The organism is Pseudomonas sp. P5_A12 (genome assembly GCF_056400685.1).
On the sequence record NZ_JBFUKU010000032.1, the window covers coordinates 18657 to 33260 of the forward strand.

16 protein-coding genes and 2 pseudogenes are annotated in these 14604 nt (G+C 59.9%); 10 read left to right on the forward strand and 8 right to left on the reverse strand.

Annotated elements, in window-relative coordinates; all coding sequences use genetic code 11:
* Nucleotides 1-42 precede the first annotated feature (42 nt).
* Nucleotides 43-741 (forward strand): response regulator, encoded by a 699-nt coding sequence (locus AC1DSG_RS07220; RefSeq protein ID WP_477790277.1) that lies wholly within the window; start codon nt 43-45, stop codon nt 739-741.
* Nucleotides 742-874: 133 nt separating this feature from the next.
* On the opposite strand, the gene AC1DSG_RS07225 is transcribed toward AC1DSG_RS07220, so the two are convergent.
* Nucleotides 875-1915 carry a patatin-like phospholipase family protein gene (locus AC1DSG_RS07225; RefSeq protein ID WP_477790266.1) on the reverse strand — a complete coding sequence of 347 codons (1041 nt, stop codon included), beginning with the start codon at nt 1913-1915 and terminating at the stop codon, nt 875-877.
* Between the two features lie 225 nt (nt 1916-2140).
* On the opposite strand from AC1DSG_RS07225, the gene AC1DSG_RS07230 reads away from it, so the two are divergent.
* From AC1DSG_RS07230 to AC1DSG_RS07240, 3 genes are all read left to right on the forward strand, one after another.
* Nucleotides 2141-2419 carry a hypothetical protein gene (locus AC1DSG_RS07230; RefSeq protein WP_477790267.1) on the forward strand — a complete coding sequence of 93 codons (279 nt, stop codon included), beginning with the start codon at nt 2141-2143 and terminating at the stop codon, nt 2417-2419.
* 44 nt (nt 2420-2463) lie between these two features.
* Nucleotides 2464-3231, forward strand: a complete 768-nt coding sequence (locus AC1DSG_RS07235; protein ID WP_477790268.1) for a CHAD domain-containing protein — start codon at nt 2464-2466, stop codon at nt 3229-3231.
* Nucleotides 3232-3479: 248 nt separating this feature from the next.
* Nucleotides 3480-4277, forward strand: coding sequence for an acyl-CoA thioesterase (locus AC1DSG_RS07240; protein WP_477790269.1), 798 nt, complete (start codon nt 3480-3482; stop codon nt 4275-4277).
* On the opposite strand, the gene AC1DSG_RS07245 is transcribed toward AC1DSG_RS07240, so the two are convergent.
* The 4 genes and pseudogenes from AC1DSG_RS07245 to AC1DSG_RS07260 all read right to left on the reverse strand — a co-directional run bounded on the left by AC1DSG_RS07245 (nt 4278) and on the right by AC1DSG_RS07260 (nt 6092).
* The gene (locus AC1DSG_RS07245) at nt 4278-4643 is read right to left on the reverse strand and encodes an Mpo1-like protein (RefSeq protein ID WP_477790270.1); all 366 of its coding nucleotides are present in this window, start codon (nt 4641-4643) and stop codon (nt 4278-4280) included.
* 122 nt (nt 4644-4765) lie between these two features.
* A pseudogene (locus AC1DSG_RS07250) lies at nt 4766-4936 on the reverse strand (methyl-accepting chemotaxis protein); the annotation flags it as partial.
* Nucleotides 4927-5043: pseudogene (locus tag AC1DSG_RS07255) on the reverse strand (HAMP domain-containing protein); the annotation flags it as partial. The pseudogenes AC1DSG_RS07250 and AC1DSG_RS07255, both read right to left, overlap by 10 nt.
* Before the next feature lie 239 nt (nt 5044-5282).
* Nucleotides 5283-6092 carry a TatD family hydrolase gene (locus tag AC1DSG_RS07260; RefSeq protein ID WP_477790271.1) on the reverse strand — a complete coding sequence of 270 codons (810 nt, stop codon included), beginning with the start codon at nt 6090-6092 and terminating at the stop codon, nt 5283-5285.
* A 235-nt stretch (nt 6093-6327) separates the two neighbouring features.
* On the opposite strand from AC1DSG_RS07260, the gene AC1DSG_RS07265 reads away from it, so the two are divergent.
* From AC1DSG_RS07265 to AC1DSG_RS07275, 3 genes are all read left to right on the forward strand, one after another.
* Nucleotides 6328-7749, forward strand: coding sequence for an MltF family protein (locus AC1DSG_RS07265; RefSeq protein ID WP_477790272.1), 1422 nt, complete (start codon nt 6328-6330; stop codon nt 7747-7749).
* A gap of 103 nt (nt 7750-7852) precedes the next feature.
* Nucleotides 7853-8287: a DoxX family protein gene (locus AC1DSG_RS07270; RefSeq protein ID WP_477790273.1), complete on the forward strand. Its 435-nt coding sequence runs from the start codon at nt 7853-7855 to the stop codon at nt 8285-8287.
* Nucleotides 8288-8535: 248 nt separating this feature from the next.
* The gene (locus AC1DSG_RS07275; RefSeq protein WP_007943613.1) at nt 8536-8844 is read left to right on the forward strand and encodes a hypothetical protein; all 309 of its coding nucleotides are present in this window, start codon (nt 8536-8538) and stop codon (nt 8842-8844) included.
* Nucleotides 8845-8847: 3 nt separating this feature from the next.
* Here AC1DSG_RS07275 and greB read toward each other — a convergent pair whose 3' ends face one another.
* The 3 genes from greB to AC1DSG_RS07290 are packed head-to-tail and all read right to left on the reverse strand — an operon-like array spanning nt 8848 to nt 12567.
* Nucleotides 8848-9345, reverse strand: coding sequence for a transcription elongation factor GreB (gene greB, locus AC1DSG_RS07280; RefSeq protein ID WP_007943614.1), 498 nt, complete (start codon nt 9343-9345; stop codon nt 8848-8850).
* A gap of 34 nt (nt 9346-9379) precedes the next feature.
* The gene (locus AC1DSG_RS07285; RefSeq protein ID WP_477790274.1) at nt 9380-11884 is read right to left on the reverse strand and encodes an ABC transporter permease; all 2505 of its coding nucleotides are present in this window, start codon (nt 11882-11884) and stop codon (nt 9380-9382) included.
* Nucleotides 11884-12567 (reverse strand): ABC transporter ATP-binding protein, encoded by a 684-nt coding sequence (locus tag AC1DSG_RS07290; protein ID WP_007943616.1) that lies wholly within the window; start codon nt 12565-12567, stop codon nt 11884-11886. The genes AC1DSG_RS07285 and AC1DSG_RS07290 overlap by 1 nt, the downstream gene beginning before the upstream one ends.
* Before the next feature lie 10 nt (nt 12568-12577).
* On the opposite strand from AC1DSG_RS07290, the gene AC1DSG_RS07295 reads away from it, so the two are divergent.
* The 3 genes from AC1DSG_RS07295 to AC1DSG_RS07305 all read left to right on the forward strand — a co-directional run bounded on the left by AC1DSG_RS07295 (nt 12578) and on the right by AC1DSG_RS07305 (nt 14604).
* Nucleotides 12578-13183: an arylesterase gene (locus AC1DSG_RS07295; protein WP_477790275.1), complete on the forward strand. Its 606-nt coding sequence runs from the start codon at nt 12578-12580 to the stop codon at nt 13181-13183.
* Nucleotides 13184-13239: 56 nt separating this feature from the next.
* Entirely contained in the window at nt 13240-13533 is a 294-nt protein-coding gene (locus AC1DSG_RS07300) for a hypothetical protein (protein ID WP_003226812.1), read from the forward strand.
* 99 nt (nt 13534-13632) lie between these two features.
* Nucleotides 13633-14604 (forward strand): L,D-transpeptidase family protein, encoded by a 972-nt coding sequence (locus AC1DSG_RS07305; protein ID WP_477790276.1) that lies wholly within the window; start codon nt 13633-13635, stop codon nt 14602-14604.

The following is a 14604-nucleotide window of genomic DNA, read 5'->3' on the forward strand; positions in this document are numbered from 1 at the left end:
GCCTGATACCCTTTGGACCTTTCCATGCCGCGATCAGAAACCATGAGCCAGACCGCAACCATTTTGGTCATCGACGACGAGCCGCAAATCCGCAAATTCCTGCGCATCAGCCTGGTCTCCCAGGGCTACAAAGTGCTGGAGGCCGGCACCGGCACCGAAGGCCTGGCGCAGGCCGCGCTGAACAAACCGGATTTGCTGGTACTCGACCTCGGTTTACCCGACATGGACGGCCAGCAAGTGCTGCGCGAGTTTCGCGAATGGTCGACGGTGCCGGTGCTGGTGCTGTCGGTGCGTGCGAGCGAAGGGCAGAAAGTCGAAGCACTGGATGGTGGCGCCAACGACTACGTGACCAAACCCTTCGGCATTCAGGAATTTCTCGCGCGGGTGCGCGCATTGTTGCGCCAGGCGCCAGCGGGTGAGGCTCAGCAAGCGGCGCTGACGTTCGGCCCGTTGACCGTGGATCTGGCTTACCGGCGGGTGTTGCTCGATGGCATCGAAGTGGCGCTGACGCGCAAGGAGTACGCGGTGCTGGCGCAACTGGCGCGGCATCCGGGGCGGGTCATTACCCAGCAACAATTGCTCAAGGATATCTGGGGGCCGACCCATACCGAGGACAGTCATTACCTGCGGATTGTGGTGGGGCATTTGCGCCAGAAGCTGGCGGATGATCCGACTCAGCCCCGGTTTATCGTGACTGAGGCGGGGGTTGGGTATCGGTTGTTGAGTGAGAGTAGACTTTAGTTCTGCGTTGTCTGATCTAGCCCTTTCGCGAGCAAGCCCGCTCCCACATTYAACCGAGTTCCTCCAATGAGAATGCGGTCGAATGTGGGAGCGGGCTTGCTCGCGAAGGGGCCCTTCGATTCACCCAAAAACCTCAGGACTCCCGCTCACTCTCATACCGGTCCAGCGTATCCCGCGCAATCTCCCGACCCAGTGCGATCAACTCCGGTGCCTTGTAAAACTCGAAAAACCGGCACACCCGCTTCGGCACGTTGATCAAAATATCCGGCGGATACCCGGCGATCTTGTACTGCGCCAGCGAAGTTTGCATCACTTCGAAACTCTGGTTGATCAGGTCCAGCAAAGACGCCGGCCCAACGTTATCGATGATGAATGATCCCGTGGCCGACTTCGGCGCTCCTTCGCGTTCAGGAGCGGCGGCGGGTTGCTGGGCTTCGGGGTCGGCAGATTCGATCCACGGGTTGATGTCGGCCGCTTCCGCCATCAATGCTTCCTTTTCCAGCAGTAGCAATTTTTCTGCCTGCTTGCGTCGGAACGGCATCTTCGAACCCAGTGAATTGATCAAATTGTCGAAACGGCTCTTGAACGCTGCCGGGCGCTGGATCACCGGCATTTGATAGTGGCGTTGGTTGGTGGAGTTGAGGTTGACTGCGATGATCAGGTCGCAGTGACTCGATACCACCGGCACGATTGGCAACGGGTTGAGGATGCCGCCATCCACCAGCATCCGGTTGCCTTGCATCACCGGGGTGAAGAGGCTGGGAATTGCCGCCGAGGCGCGCATGGCCTGGTGCARACAGCCTTCCTGGAACCAGATTTCCTGCTGATTGGTCAGGTCCGTGGCCACGGCCGTATAGGGAATGCGCAAGTCTTCAATATTGATCTCGCCGACGATCTTGCGGATCTGCCCGAAGACCTTTTCACCGCGAATGGCGCCAAGCCGGAAACTGACGTCCACCAGACGCAACACATCGAGGTAATCCAGGCTCTCGATCCAGTCGCGATACTCATCCAGTTTGCCGGCGGCATAAATCCCGCCGACCACCGCCCCCATGGAACAACCGGCGATACAGGCGATGTCGTAGCCACGCCGTTCGAGCTCTTCAATGACACCGATATGGGCATAACCTCGGGCTCCACCTGAGCCCAGTACCAGTGCGATACGCTTTTTCATGAATCGCCCTCGTCTGACAAGGTTCAACAATGCACCCTTCGAGGGGCGTGCTTCAATCGCCAAGGTCGTTCGATGGGCCGAGTGCGTCGTTTTTTCGACACTCCATGGCGGCAGATGGCTATTCTTGCGCACGCTATAGTGAGTTTGCTTAGTGCGGCCAAGGCACTTTTCAGCCGCCGGGCCGTCTTACGTGCACGATTGTTGACCTATTTTGAGGTGGTATTGATGAAAGCCTGGATTTGCGTACCTTTGATTGCTCTGGCGCTCGCCGGTTGTGCCGGCAAAACGGCCTACCGTGAGAGCTGCGGTACCCAGATTGACGCCGCTTGGCGTGAGCTAGACTTGGCCAAGGCCGAAGGTTTCGCCGGGACTGTCAGCTACTCCAAGGCCTTGTCGTTGTTGACCGGCGCCAAGACCCAGCAACAATTCGAAGCTTACGAAGGCTGCACCAGCAAGGCCGAGAAAGCGCGCTTCTATATTCGTGAGTCTCGTGCCGGCCGTTGAAGCACCAAGTAGGTAACAGGGACACCCGACTCAGGGAGTAAACGATGTCTGATTTGGTTGATCGGTTGGTGGCTCATGTTCTGGGCCTTGAAGTCCGCTTGTTGGCCTGTCAGGCACGATTGAGTGCCCGCACTGACCCTGAAGCATTGCACGAGCTGCGCACCACGGTTCGGCGTTTGCGCAGTCTGTTGCGACCCTTGCGCGGTCTGCCCGGCGTCGAGCAGGTGGAAGTGGCTGCGGCCCGGGTCGGCGAGCTGACCACGCCGTTGCGTGATCGCGAAGTGCTGGCGGCGTATTTGCTTGAGCACGGTCAACCCGAAGCCGCGCACTGGCGCATGGCGCAGATGGCGCAGGCGTATCCGGCGGTGGCGGCGAGTCCTGAGCTGGCGCAGTTGATGATGATCTTCGATGCCTTTCCGCGTTTCTTGCGCGCCTCCCAGCGCCAGGGGTTGCTCAAAGGCTTGCGCAAGCGTATTGAAAATCGCCTGGGTAAACAGTGGAAGAAACTGGACGTTGCATTGCACGATCCGGCCCACGACCGTCACCGTTTGCGCCTGTTGATCAAACGTGTGCGCTATGGCATCGAAGCCTATCCCGAACTGGACCGTTTGCCGAAAGCCGCATTGGCCCGATTGAAAGCGGCTCAGAGCGCTTTGGGTGATTGGCACGACAGTTGGCAATGGCTGGCCAGGGCTGTGGAAGAGCCTGATTTGCTGCCTTGTGTCGCCGTCTGGAAAACCACGTTGGCCGATGCCGAAAGCCGCGCTGACCGCGTTCTCGAAAAACTCAGCGCCACTTGCTTCAAATCCTGAAATCACCACAGATCAAAATGTGGGAGCGAGCCTGCTCGCGAATGCGGTGTGCCAGCCTACAGGGATGTCGACTGATACGACGCATTCGCGAGCAGGCTCGCTCCCACATGGGTTTGGTGTTGGATATGGACTCGTATTCCAAAGCGGGCGCGGCTCTTCTGTCAGTGTTTTTGGCCGGAATAAGTGCTGTGTCAATGTCGCTGGCTGGTTAAGATCCCACTCTATTTTTTCCCGTCTCTGAGGTTTTCATGCGCTTTTGCGATTTGCTCGACGCCGTCCGCCGGCAACCGCTGGAGCTGTCTATTCCGGCTGGATGGGCGCAAGGACGTGCCAGTTTCGGTGGCCTGGTGGCAGCGTTGCAATACGAAGCCATGCGCGCAAAAGTCCCGGCAGACCGGCCAGTGCGTTCGCTGGCAATCACCTTTGTCGGCCCGGTCGAGCCTGAAGTGCCTGTCAGCTTTGAAGTCGAGGTGTTGCGCGAAGGCAAAGCCGTCAGCCAGGTGTTGGGCCGGGCAATGCAGAAGGGACAAGTGGTGACGTTGATCCAGGGCAGTTTCGGTGCATCACGGCCCTCGGAAGTGTCGGTGACGGCCGAGTCCGCTCCCGAGATGAAGCACTGGGACGAATGTCAGGAGTTGCCCTTCATCCCGGGTGTGATACCTGAGTTCATGCAGCATCTGGCGATGCGCTGGGCCGTCGGTGGCATGCCGTTTACCGGCAACAGCTCTCGCGAGATGGGCGGTTGGGTGCGTTTGCGCGGGGACGTGAAGGAAGAGGCCGTCACCGAGTCGCATATCCTCGCGCTGGTGGACGCCTGGCCGCCGTCCTTGTTGCCGCACCTGAAAAAAACGGCGATGGGCAGCACGCTGACCTGGACCATCGAGTTCGTCCAGCCGATGCTGGAATCAAGCACGCTGAACTGGTGCAAATACCTGGTTGAAACCGAACACGCCGCAGACGGCTACGGGCATGCGGCCGCGAAGTTGTGGAGCGAGGACGGTCAGTTGATCGCCATCAGCCGGCAGACGGTAACAATTTTCGCCTGATCAGTGCCGACGGTGGCGCTCCCGCCAGGCGCGCCACCAGCCGCCGCTCAGGAAAAACCGCGGGAACGTCACGAACTGTTCGACCAGTAAGCGTGACACCGCATCTTTGCGATCACTGAACGGCTCGGAGGCCTGCTCCTCCAGCCTGTGACCGTGACGTTGCAAGCCCAGCGCAGCGAGCAGGCCGACCACGCCGATCGCAATGTTCACCAGGCTCAGGCTGAACACCCCGGAAACAATCAGCAGGAACGCRACGATGAACAGCGGCACGGCAATCAGGTGCAGCACCAGGTTGGTCGGATGCTGATGATTGTTCGGATACGCTCGCCATTGCCAGGCGGGTAGGTTGGGATGTCGTTTGCCCATGTTGAAACTCCTCAATCCGGGTGACCTTATGATTGAAGAATAGGCATGGGGAGGGCGGTCGGCGAATCGAGGTTGGCTATTGGAGTGATAGGTCGGAATTGATGTTGCCCGCGATGGGGCCCTTACAGCTTGAGCTGCCCGATGGCCTTGCTCAATTCCCCGGCCAGCGCCGCCAGTTCATCACTGGTGGTCGCTGAGTTGATGGTCTGCTGCACGGTACTTTCAGTCACATCCCGAATACTCACCACCGCCCGATTCATCTCTTCGGCCACTTGGCTTTGCTGACCACTCGCTGATAACCCGCCTGCATCGCGTTGAAGGCGTTGGCCATCTGGCCGACCTCGTCCTTGCCGGCCAGCGGCACACGGGCGGACAGGTCGCCGGTTTTTTCGACGGTCAAAGGCGATCACCGCGAGGTGCTGGCCGTCAGGACGCGTGAACACCACGGCGCCCATTAACGGGTTATCGCCGATCAGTGGCATCGAGTTGATTTCGACCCAGCCCTGGCTATCCGCCAGTTCCAGTAGCGGCTGATCGTTCAGAAACGGCGCCTGTTTGCGATAGCGTCAGCACTTTCAATTTTAATGTGTCAGACAGATCGCTATCGCGAGCAGGCTCACTCCCACAGGGGATCGGTGGTTACTGGGGAATTGTGGGCAGGCCGAAGAACGCTCGTGCACAGGCGGTGCTGTGGGCGGCAAGATCTTCTTCGCTTTCCCCACGATGCAACGCGACTTCCCGCAACACTTCAGTCAAATACGCCGGCTCATTACGGCCATTTTTCGGCTTGGGCCGCAAAGTACGTGGCAGCAGATACGGCGCATCGCTTTCCAGCATCAACCGGCCCCGTTTGATTTCCTTCACCAACGGATGCAGGTGCGTGCCCCGGCGCTCGTCGCAGATCCAGCCGGTGATGCCGATGTGCAGATCCAGATCGAGGTAGCTGAACAGAGCCTTCTTTTCGCCGGTGAAGCAATGCACCACGGCGGCCGGCAATTGATCTCGGTAATCACGCAGGATTTCCAGCAGTCGCTGACTGGCATCGCGTTCATGCAGGAACACCGGCAACTGCAATTCGACCGCTATTGCCAGATGCTCTTCGAGAACCTTTTCCTGCTGTGGGCGCGGCGAGAAGTCGCGATTGAAATCCAGCCCGCATTCGCCTACGGCCACCACGTTTGGTTCTTTGAGCAAACTGCGCAAACGCTGCGCACTGTCAGCGTTCCAGTCGGTCGCTGCATGGGGGTGAATGCCGGCCGTGGCGAACAGCCGTTGAGCGGTTTCATCCAGTTTTTGGCACAGTTCAAGAGCCTGTTCACTGCCCTCGACATTGGTGCCGGTCAGGACCAATTGGCAGACCCCCGCGGCATACGCGCGGTCGAGTACGGCCTGGTGTTTGTCGGCAAAACTGGGGTTGGTCAGGTTGACGCCGATATCGATGAGTTGCATGGTGCTACCTCGGACCAAAGGCCGGAAAGCATATCAGAGCTGTAGATTTATAAGAAAAGCCAAGAACTACAACGAGTTAAAGCTGTCTCTTGATGCCGCGAGACAGGGCAGGGTGGTCAGGGTGCCATCACTGTGCCAGTCTTTCGCACTTTGCCAGCGCTCATGGCGCTCTGTTTCTGACGTTCGATTTCATGATTTTTTTGGAAGTCGGCCCAGTATTCTTTCCGGAGAGTGGATGATACGTCCCTCGGTTTTGCTACTGCTGTGCTGTTCGTTGCTGCTGCCCATGCCGGCGGTCGCGCGTCTGGCCGGGCCGCTGCAAGCCGTGCCAGCGGCCAAGGTGCGCGACCTGGCGGAGATTCGCAGTAGCCGGGTCTTGCGGGTGCTGGTCAACCAGAGCCGCAATAGCTCCGGCGAAGTTCAGGGCCAGGCTATCGGTGTCGAATACCACCGCCTGCGCGCCTTCGAGCAATACCTCAACGGCCAAGCCCGTGACGGTCAGGAAATCAGCCTCAAGATCATCCCCAAAGCCAAGGATCAACTGCTCGGCGCCTTGCAGCGCGGGGAGGGGGATCTGGTCGCACCCGGGGAGTTGCTCGATTTGCAGTCGGGCTTCGCGGTCAGCAGCAGTGAACCGCTCGCCAGCAATATCCCGTTGGTGCTGGTGGGGATCAAAGGCGAACGTCGTTACACCCGCGTTGAACAACTCTCGGGCAAAACCCTGGCGCTACCCAACGGCAGTGCAGCCGGGGACGCGGTGAGCCAGATCAATTCCAAACTGGCGCTGCACAAGTTGGCACCGATCACGATCGAGTGGGTCGATCCCAGTCTGGCCGTCGAAGACGTGCTGGAAATGGTTCAGGGCGGGATTTTTCACCTGACCATTGTCGAGCAACCGATTGCCGAGCGCTGGGGCAAGATCCTGCCCAAATTGCGCTTCGACAAGCAGGTGCTGATCAGCGAGCCGGGCGAAGAATTCTGGTTCGTGCGCCGCGATGCGTCGATGCTACGGGCAAGCATTGATCGTTTTCTGGCGACGTACAAAAAACCGTCGGACCAGGACGTGGCATTTCTGCGGATCTATCGGCGGCTGTACCAAGTGCACTATCCACTGGCCAAGGCCGACCGCCAGCGCCTGGAGAAAGTGCGACCGGTGCTGCAAAAGCATGCCGATGCCCAAGGCATGGACTGGTTGAACCTGGCGGCGCTGGCGTTCAAGGAGTCGGGATTGCAACCCAATGTCCGCAACAGTGGTGGCCCCACCGGCCTGATGCAAATCACCCCGTCTGCCGCCCAGCGAGTGGGGGTCAATAACATTCAGGACCTCGACGCCAATGTCCAGGCCGGGGCCAAGTACCTGGCCTTGATCCGCCGCAAGTTCTTCGCCAGCCCCCAACTCAACGAGCGTGAGCGCATGGCGTTTGTGCTGGCGGCCTACAATATCGGCCCGGAGCGGGTTCAAGGCATGCGCGCCGAAGCCCGGCGGCGCGGCCTGAACCCCAATCAGTGGTTCTTCCAGGTCGAGCGAATCGCCATGGAGCAGGTGGGCATGGGCCCCGTCAGCTATGTTAATAGCGTGAACAAATATTACTTGGCATTCGATCGTGAGAGGGAGTCGCTGGAGCCGCAGGGAGAAAAAGTTGTCTCTCGAAAATGATCAACTAAACTGATTGTTATGTCGCAATTATTGCGCTTTTAGCATCTGTTTTATCGATTAACATGGCGCCCAACGAACACACTCTCACTATGGATGACACAGCATGAGCTCACTGATCAACAAGGTACTGTTTACCCGCGCCGGTTTCGGCCTGACCGCCATACGGATTGTCGTCGGGATCATCTTCGCAGCTCACGGTGCACAGAAACTCTTCGGCATGTTTGGTGGTTACGGCATTGCCGGCACTGCGCAATACATGGAAAGCCTGGGCCTGGCGCCGGGACATCTGATGGCGATTCTGGCCGGCGGTACCGAGTTCTTCGGCGGCCTGGCGCTGATCATCGGCCTGCTGGCACGTCCGGCTGCACTGGGGCTGACCTTCCTCTCGCTGGTCGCCATTTTCTCGGTGCACATCCATAACGGTTTGTTCATGGCCAACAACGGTTATGAATTCGCCCTGGCCCTGCTCGGTGGCAGCATCGCGGTATTGATTGAAGGTGCCGGCAAGTTGTCGCTAGACCACGCCATCAGCGACTGACCGCTCTGGCTCAACGAAAAGGCCTGCATTGCGCAGGTCTTTTTTGTTGCGCGTCATTCTTGACACTGTCCGGTCAGCTTCTCTAGGATGTTGCCCATGCGCCGATTTAAACAGCTACTTGCGGGGCGCCAGGTAACTCAATCAGTTGCCGATAGAAGCTTGAAACAGGCTTCGAAATACCGCTAAAGCGCTGGTTCGGTGTTGCCTCTCACCTGCCATGCAGATTTTTGAGGCAGAGACACGACTCGATGAACGCACTTAGCCCCACAGTACGTCCCGCGCCGATCACGGCACATCTCACCCAGCGCAATCCAAAAATCCTGCTTGGCGGTCAACATCAGCCGACGCTTTTGCGTTATCTCGATGGCTGGCCACGTCGTACCGGCGGGCCGGCAGCGTTCCTGATCCAGTTTGTCGAAGACGGCGAATCCCTGGCTCGATTTGCCAGCGACAGTTTTGACCTGGCGGTGATTCAATCACCCAGCCTCGAAGACGCCCCGGAAATGATCAGGCAGTTGACCCGCGTTGCCCGACAAGGCCTGATTACCCGCCGCTGAGGTTCAAAGGTACTCGATCGCCACGATATACACGCATTGCTCACCGGTCGGTGTCTGGACACGAACTTCGGCGTCCAGCGCCTTGCCGATCAGCGCGCGGGCGAGCGGTGAGTCGATACTGATCAGCCCCAGTTTCAGGTCCAGCTCATCCGGCCCGACAATGCGGTAGCGCGACTCTTTGCCGTCCTCGTCTTCGATCGTGACCCAGGCGCCAAAATAGACCTTGTTCGGATCGCTGGGTTTTTCGCTGACCACCTTCAACGCTTCCAGCCGCTTGGTAAGAAAACGCACACGGCTGTCGATCTCGCGCAGCATCTTTTTGCCGTAGGTGTATTCCGCGTTCTCGGAGCGATCACCCTGAGCCGCGGCCTCGCTCACCGACTGCGTCACTTGCGGTCGCCGTACATGCCAAAGCTCATGAAACTCCGCCCGCATCCGCGCTTCACCTTCGGGGGTGATCAGCGCGGTGCCAGCGGGGCGGGGAGGGCGATAACGGCTCATGGCAACTTCTTGTAATGGAGAAGGTTCGAGTCTATCAACCCTCGCGCAACACTGTCAGGGGGCTGGCGTTCAACGCACGACGGGTACCGAACACACCTGCGCCGCCAATCAGCACCGCGCCGATCACAGGCAACACTAATAACCATGGATGCGGGTGCCACGGCAGGTCAAAAGCGTAGCGGTAAAGCACCAGGCTCACCAGTTCCGACCCGAGTGCCGCCAACAAGCCGCTGACCGCGCCGAGTAACCCGAACTCGATACGTCGGGCCTTCACTAGCAACCGCCGTTCGGCCCCCAACGCTCGCAACAGGGCGCCTTGGCGAATGCGTTCATCGAGCGTCGCCTGCAAGCCGGAAAACAACACCGCCATCCCCGCCGCCAGGACAAACAACAACACATATTCCACCGCCAGGGTGACTTGGGCGAGGATGCTGCGCAGCTGCTCCAGCAAGGCTTCGACTTGCAGAATGGTCACAGCCGGGAAGCTTCGCGACAGGTCGACAATCTGCTGATCATGACCGGCCGCCAGATAGAAACTGGTCAGGTAAGTCGCTGGCAAATCCTTCAAGGTGCCGGGCTGGAAGATCATGAAGAAGTTGGGCTGAAAGTTGTCCCAGTTGATCTCTCGCAAGCTGGTGACTTTCGCTTCACGATTGACCCCGCCCACGGTGAACACCATGTGATCGCCGAGCTTGAGCTTCAGGCTTTCGGCCACTTTACCCTCGACAGAAACGCCGGGAATCTCCTCGGGTGACTGTTCTGTCCACCAGTTGCCCGCCGTCAGCTTGTTCCCCGCCGGCAAGTCCGCTGCCCAGGTCAGGCTCAGGTCGCGCTGGATCGCTCGATCACCTGCCGAATCCTTGCTGACGATGTCCTGCACCGGCTCGCCGTTGATGCTGATCAGTCGACCCGGTACCACCGGGTAAAGCGGTGCGGACTGTGCCGACAGTTGGATCAGGCGATCCGTAAAGGCTTGTTTGTCCGCTGGCAGGATGTTCAACGCAAAGTAATTTGGCGCGTTTTTCGGCAGCTGATTCTGCCAGGTGTCCAGCAACTCGCCCCTGAGCAACGCGATCAGCGCCATGGATAGCAGAATCAGGCCGAAGGCCAAGGCTTGCCCCGCTGCGGCCAATGGATGACGCAGCAGCTGGCCCAGCCCGAGGCGCCAGGGCAGCGAAGCGCGGGCCAGCATGCGACGCAGGCTTTTCAGCAGCAGCAAAAGCAAGCCGCCGAGCACAAGCGCGGCGATCACGCCACCGCCGAGCAGGGCGAAGGTCAGCACCAGGTCGAGGCTCAGGCGCCACATGATCAGGCCGAGGGCGCCCAGGGCGGCGCCATAGACCATCCAGGTGCTGGATGGAATCGGCAGCATGTCCCGACGCAACACCCGCAGAGGCGGCACGCGACCGAGTGCGGCCAGGGGTGGCAGGGCAAATCCGGCCAGTGCAACCAACCCGGTGCCGATCCCGGCGATGGCCGGCAGCAGACCACCCGGCGGTACATCGGTCGGCAACAAATCATGCAGCAGCGCAAACAACCCAAGCTGTGCTAGCCAGCCGATGAAGGCGCCACTGAGGCTGGCGAGCAGGCCGAGTACCGTCAGCTGCAAACTGAACAGCACCATGGTTTCCCGGCGTGACAGACCCAGACAGCGCAGCAATGCGCTGGCATCGAATCGGCGCGTGGCGAAGCGCGTGGCCGACAACGCCACCGCCACACCGGACAGCAGCACTGCTACCAGGCTCGCCATATTGAGATAACGCTCAGCCTTGCCTAGCGCGCCGCCAATTTGTCGGTTGCCGTCGCGGGCATCTTGCAGGCGCTGGTTGGCGGCCAAGCCAGGTTTGATCAGTTGGCGATAGGTTTCCAGCGCTTCGGCTTTACCGCGCCACAGTTCGCGATAGCTGACCCGACTACCCGGTTGCACCACAGCGGTGGCGGCAAGGTCGTTGAGGTTGATCAGCACGCGTGGCGTCAGGCTATAGAAGTTGCCCGCCCGGTCGGGTTCGTAGGTCAGTACACGTGCCAGTTTCAGGGTTTTCATGCCGACGTCGATGCTGTCGCCGATCTTCAAATCCAGTGCCGTCAGCAGTCGCGCCTCAACCCAGGCCTCCCCGGGTTTCGGTCCGCCTCCGGGTACTTCCGGGGCGAAGGGCGCCGGGGCACTTTTCAGTTCGCCGCGCAGTGGGTAAACGTCATCTGCAGCTTTGATGCTGGACAGTTGTATGCCGTTGTCAGTGGCGATGACACTGGAGAACTCCACCACCTGAGCATGCTCGAGCCCCAGCTCCACACCGCTTTTGATCTGTTCGGGCCGTGCCGGTGAGCTGCCTTCGAGCAACAGGTCGGCACCGAGAAATTCGGTGGCGCGCAACATCATGGCGCCGTTCAGACGGGCGCCGAAGTAGCCGATGGCGGTACTCGCGGCTACGGCCACCAGCAAGGCGAAGAACAACACGCGCAACTCGCCGGCGCGGGCATCGCGCAGCAGTTGGCGAATGGCAAGACTGAACAGGCGCAACAGCGGCAGGCGTGCCATCAAGGCTCCAGAGGGGCGACCAGCAGGCCGGCTTCAAGGCGGATCAGGCGCCGGCAACGATGTGCCAGGCGTTCGTCGTGAGTTACCAGCACCAGCGTCGTGCCGCGCTCCTGGTTGAGTTCGAACAACAGATCGCTGATGCGCTCGCCGGTGTGGCTGTCGAGGTTGCCGGTGGGTTCATCGGCGAACAGCACATCGGGTTCGGCGGCAAACGCCCGGGCTATCGCCACACGCTGTTGTTCACCCCCTGAGAGCTGGCGCGGTGAGTGCGTCAGGCGCTGGCCCAGGCCGACCCGTTGCAGCAACTCGGTGGCACGTTCGCGAGCATCTTTGCGGCCATCGAGCTCCAGTGGCAGCATGACGTTTTCCAGGGCGTTGAGGCTGTCGAGCAACTGAAAGGACTGGAACACAAACCCGACATGCTCGGCCCGAATGCGCGCGCGTTGATCTTCATCGAGAGTGCTCAGCCCTTGCCCGGCCAGCGTGACTTCGCCGCTGCTGGGCAGGTCGAGCCCGGCGAGCAGGCCGAGGAGGGTGGATTTGCCGGAACCGGAGGCGCCGACGATGGCCAGGCTGTCGCCCTTGTTCAGTTCCAGGCTGAGTTCGTGCAGGATAGTCAGTTCACCTTCCGCGCTGGGAACCACTTTGCTGAGGTTCTTCGCGGTGAGAATGCTTGCGCCCATGGAGAATCCGATGCGTGTGTGGTTTTTGAGTGCTGGCCTGGCCTTGATGTGCATGGCCCAGAACGCAGCGGCGGGTACTGTCCTGATCGTTGGCGATAGTATCAGCGCGGGTTTCGGACTGGATACCCGCTTGGGGTGGGTCTCACTGCTGGAACAACGGCTCAAGAACGAAGGTTTCGACGATAAGGTGGTCAATGCCTCCATCAGCGGCGACACCAGCGCCGGAGGCCAGGCGCGCCTGCCTGCGCTGCTTGCAGAGCATAAGCCGGAACTGGTGATCCTGGAGTTGGGCGGCAATGACGGACTGCGGGGAATGCCTCCGGTTAATTTGCAACAAAACCTTGCTTCGATGATTGACAGCTCCCAAAACAGTGGTGCCAAGGTCTTGCTGTTGGGCATGCAGCTACCGCCCAACTACGGCGTTCGTTACACCGAGGCCTTTGCCAAGGTCTACAGCACGCTGGCGACCGAGAAAAAAATCCCGCTGGTGTCGTTTTTTCTTGATGGCGTCGGCGGCCATCCGGACTTGATGCAGGCGGACGGCATACACCCGGCGGCCGGGGCTCAGGACAAGTTGCTGGAAAATGTCTGGCCTACGCTAAAACCGCTGTTATGACGCTTTTCTAGGCGCGGGCTTTCGGCTAAGGTGGCGCCCCCGATTTGGAGCCCCCGATGCCGCGTCCTGCCTGGTCACTTTTTGCCTACCAACTGATCGAGCCTGACGAACAGCTGGATCTGTTCGCCTGCCAGGAAGTGCGGGTGCATCTGGTCACCCGTCAGCTGGAGCTGGGCGGCTCGGCGGATCGGACCTTGTGCGGCAGCCTGTTGCCGGCGCAGCCGCGTTGGTCGAGTGTCGACCGTCGGGTGTTCCAGGACCAGCGTCTGTGCTCGCTGTGCCGGGCCATTCTGGAATCGCAAAAACGCGGCACCTCGCCGATCTGGCCTGAACTGCGATTCGAGCTCTAGCGCATAAAAGGTAGCGTGCTATCGGCCGACTCCCCGAATTCAAGGGCGCCGGTGTACAATCCCGCTTTTACCCTTGTCGATCTGCGAAGGACTTTCCGGATGTTGCCGCGTTTACCTGCCGTCACCCGCTTCCTGTCTCTTGCCGCCCTTTGTGTGGCCGGTCCAGTTGCAGCATTGGAGTTTCCCCTGCCACCGCCCGGTGAAGACATCATCGGTCAGGTGCAGGTGATCAAGGCCAAGTACGAAGATACCTTCGCTGATATTGGTACCGCCTACGACCTGGGCTACACGGAGATGCTCGCGGCCAATCCGGGTGTCGATGCATGGTTGCCGGGCGCCGGTACCGAAATCATTCTGCCGACACGTTTCATCCTGCCGCCGGGACCGCGTGAAGGCATCGTGATCAACCTGGCCGAGTACCGCCTCTACTACTACCCCAAAGGCCGGAATGTGGTTTACACCTTTCCGCTGGGTATCGGCCGTGAAGGCTGGGGTTCGCCAATTGCTCACACCAGCATCACCGCGAAAACGCCTAACCCTACCTGGACCCCTCCAGCGTCGATCAAGGCCGAGCACGCCGCCGACGGTGATCCGCTGCCGAATGTCGTGCCGGCAGGCCCGGACAACCCGCTGGGGCCGTTCAAATTCACATTGGGCACACCGGGCTACCTGATCCATGGTTCGAACAAGAAGTTCGGCATCGGCATGCGCACCAGCCATGGCTGCTTCCGCATGTTCAACAACAACGTGCTGGAAATGGCCGGCATGGTGCCGGTCGGTACGTCGGTGCGAATCATCAACGACCCGTACAAGTTCGGTGTGAGTGCCGGCAAGGTTTACCTGGAAGCGCACACACCGCTGGATGACAAGGGCAACCCTTCGGTGGTCGACAAGCACACTGCGGTGATCAATGCGATGCTCAAGCGTGAGGACATTACCAACAACCTGCGCATGAATTGGGATGTGGTGCGCGACGTGGTCGCCGCTGAAGATGGCTTGCCGGTGGAAATCGCCGTGCCGAACACTGCCGCGCCAATGATGTCGAGTGCGCCGCTCGATCCACTGCAGTAA

What these genes read in the sequence shown, in the direction of transcription:
- AC1DSG_RS07220 (WP_477790277.1), top strand. Translation starts at nt 43, where the DNA reads ATGAGCCAGACCGCAACCATTTTGGTCATCGACGACGAGCCGCAAATC.
- AC1DSG_RS07230 (WP_477790267.1), top strand. Translation starts at nt 2,141, where the DNA reads ATGAAAGCCTGGATTTGCGTACCTTTGATTGCTCTGGCGCTCGCCGGT.
- AC1DSG_RS07235 (WP_477790268.1), top strand. Translation starts at nt 2,464, where the DNA reads ATGTCTGATTTGGTTGATCGGTTGGTGGCTCATGTTCTGGGCCTTGAA.
- AC1DSG_RS07240 (WP_477790269.1), top strand. Translation starts at nt 3,480, where the DNA reads ATGCGCTTTTGCGATTTGCTCGACGCCGTCCGCCGGCAACCGCTGGAG.
- AC1DSG_RS07260 (WP_477790271.1), bottom strand. Translation starts at nt 6,092, where the DNA reads ATGCAACTCATCGATATCGGCGTCAACCTGACCAACCCCAGTTTTGCC.
- AC1DSG_RS07265 (WP_477790272.1), top strand. Translation starts at nt 6,328, where the DNA reads ATGATACGTCCCTCGGTTTTGCTACTGCTGTGCTGTTCGTTGCTGCTG.
- AC1DSG_RS07270 (WP_477790273.1), top strand. Translation starts at nt 7,853, where the DNA reads ATGAGCTCACTGATCAACAAGGTACTGTTTACCCGCGCCGGTTTCGGC.
- AC1DSG_RS07275 (WP_007943613.1), top strand. Translation starts at nt 8,536, where the DNA reads ATGAACGCACTTAGCCCCACAGTACGTCCCGCGCCGATCACGGCACAT.
- greB (WP_007943614.1), bottom strand. Translation starts at nt 9,345, where the DNA reads ATGAGCCGTTATCGCCCTCCCCGCCCCGCTGGCACCGCGCTGATCACC.
- AC1DSG_RS07285 (WP_477790274.1), bottom strand. Translation starts at nt 11,884, where the DNA reads ATGGCACGCCTGCCGCTGTTGCGCCTGTTCAGTCTTGCCATTCGCCAA.
- AC1DSG_RS07290 (WP_007943616.1), bottom strand. Translation starts at nt 12,567, where the DNA reads ATGGGCGCAAGCATTCTCACCGCGAAGAACCTCAGCAAAGTGGTTCCC.
- AC1DSG_RS07295 (WP_477790275.1), top strand. Translation starts at nt 12,578, where the DNA reads ATGCGTGTGTGGTTTTTGAGTGCTGGCCTGGCCTTGATGTGCATGGCC.
- AC1DSG_RS07300 (WP_003226812.1), top strand. Translation starts at nt 13,240, where the DNA reads ATGCCGCGTCCTGCCTGGTCACTTTTTGCCTACCAACTGATCGAGCCT.
- AC1DSG_RS07305 (WP_477790276.1), top strand. Translation starts at nt 13,633, where the DNA reads ATGTTGCCGCGTTTACCTGCCGTCACCCGCTTCCTGTCTCTTGCCGCC.